The sequence below is a fragment of the Nocardioides epinepheli genome, from assembly GCF_037936805.1.
Lineage (GTDB): Bacteria > Actinomycetota > Actinomycetes > Propionibacteriales > Nocardioidaceae > Nocardioides.
The window spans coordinates 1-1,458 of sequence record NZ_JBBMMC010000031.1 but is presented as its reverse complement, the minus strand read 5'-3'; the positions used below and the strand labels follow the sequence as shown (position 1 = coordinate 1,458).

The window sequence follows — 1,458 nt, the reverse complement described above, 5'->3', positions numbered from 1 at the left end:
TCAGGAGTCGGCGGGAGTCATTGGGTGTAGACGACCCATGGCTCGTCGAGTGGGGAGATCACGGCGTCGGGGTCGGCAAGTTTCGCCGCCACTCGTCCGGTGTAGAGGAACATGTTGCTGTGTTTGAACTGAGAGTGGGCGCGCATCGTGTAGTAATCGCGGATCGCGCGTCCCATCTCCGAGCCCGGTTGGATGAAGGCGGAGCCGTGGACGTCGAGCAGGAGGTCCAGAACGCGGCCGGTGGCCTGCTGTGCGCGAATACCCATCGTCAACATGGACTCGACCTGTGCCGGTGACATCAGGTTGTCCGGTGTTTCGATGAGCCGCTGTCCTTCTTGTGCCCAGTGGCGTAGGCCCATGACCATCATGTCGCACTCGCCCATAGCGTCCGAGAGAGCCGTGTGCGTTTCCTCGCCGAGTTTGCCGCCGCGCAGTTTCGCCCGGACCGCATCGACGGTCAGATCGATCATGTGCTGGGCAATGCCGGCCGCTACTCCGAGAATCGGGTAGTAGGTGTTCGACAGATGCTTGTACATCGGCGGGTCATCGGGCCGGTCGGGAGCATATCGCGACATCGTATAGCGCTCGGGAATGAAGAGCGGCTCGGTGATGTAATAGCTTGAACTACCGGACGCGCGCAGGCCCATCGGGTCCCAATTGTGGGCTTGTTCGGTCTTATCGCGAGGAAACCACAGCGACACCAGTCGCTGTCGGCCCTCCTCGTCGATGGAAGGCGACCCGTCGGGCTCGAAGACCAAGGCGCCGCCGGAGAACATGTCGGCTTGATAGCCGCCGCTGCCCCAATCCCAGCGGCCCTCCTTGATCTCATAGCCGCCCTCGACCCTGGTGACCTTGGCCGGGGGGAACCAAGAATTCGTGACGGGGGTGTCCACGGAGGGATACAACTCGGCGTAGGCCTCGTCGCTGAGTCGAGACGAGTGGTGGCCCGAGGCGTTCAGGATTGCCACGGTCCAGCCCGTGCCCGCGTCGATGCGCGAGACTTGCATCACCAGCTCAAGGTGGTCTTGGAAGGAGGTCTCCAGACCCCCGCGAGCCTTCGGATAGGTGAGCTGGAAGAAGCCCGAGGACCGCATCGCGCGGCCGGCAAGCGGGGTGACGCGCGCCAGTCGGTCGCCCTCGGCCGCCTCGGCCCTCAAGAGATCCTTGATGCGGTCGAAGTTCCTGAAGACAGCTGCGACGCTTCGAGGGGGCTCGATGCCCAGCGCCAAGATACGCGGGTCGTCCGGGGCGACGCTCTCCTCGTCAGTCGACTCGACCGGGGCCTCAACCGTTGCGCTCACCACAACTCCTCTGTCCGTCACACGGCATCTTCCGCCCGAGATTCGCATTCATCACTCGTTCTGCTGAAGCATCGTCGCCCAGTTTGAGGCGCGCAACAACAGACCTGTTTTGCTGAACGAACCGCGATAGGCATCTGTCCGCGCCGAAAGAGCAGGC

At 63.2% G+C, this 1,458-nt stretch carries 1 protein-coding gene; it reads right to left on the bottom strand.

The window, feature by feature from the left end:
• Positions 1 to 17: 17 nt before the first annotated feature.
• Positions 18 to 1,301, bottom strand: coding sequence for an acyl-CoA dehydrogenase family protein (locus WMR31_RS22085; protein ID WP_340541100.1), 1,284 nt, complete (start codon positions 1,299 to 1,301; stop codon positions 18 to 20).
• Positions 1,302 to 1,458: the final 157 nt, after the last annotated feature.